1 protein-coding gene is annotated in these 591 nt (G+C 66.3%); it reads left to right on the plus strand.

The genetic code is table 11. The annotated features are described in order from the left end of the window. Window positions 1-591, plus strand: a 591-nt coding sequence (locus tag AC5ZG1_RS44185) for a tyrosine-type recombinase/integrase (protein WP_496136538.1), incomplete at both ends; no start/stop codon positions are given.

Raw genomic sequence — 591 nt, forward strand, 5'->3', positions numbered from 1 at the left:
GACCGACGAGGCAATGAGCCCGTTGCGCCGGCGCATGATCGAAGACATGACGATCCGCAAGTTGGCCCCGAAGACCCAACATGACTACGTGCAAAGGGTCAAGAACTTCGCGGCGTTTCTCGGGCGCTCGCCCGATACGGCGAGCTTCGAGGACGTGCGGCGCTACCAGCTGCATCTGGCGGCGAGCGGCGTTGGCGTGCCGACCATCAATCAGACCGTCTCGACCCTGCGGTTCTTTTTCAAGGTCACGCTGAAGCGCCACGAGATTGTCGAGCACACCCATGTCGTTCACGAGCCGCGCAGGCTGCCGGTGGTGCTCAGCGTCGAGGAGGTGGCGCGGCTGCTCGCTGCCGCGCCGGGGCTGAAGTACAAGGCGGCGCTGAGCGTGGCCTATGGCGCCGGCCTGCGCGCTGCCGAGGTGGTTTCGCTCAAGGTCGCCGACATCGACAGCAAGCGCATGATCATCCGCGTCGAGCAGGGCAAGGGCGGCAAGGACCGTAACGTCATGCTGTCGCCACACCTGCTTGAGTTGCTGCGGGCCTGGTGGAAGGCGGCGCGGCCGCAGGGCTGGCTGTTCCCGGGCCGCGATCC

The organism is Bradyrhizobium sp. Leo78 (assembly GCF_059512425.1).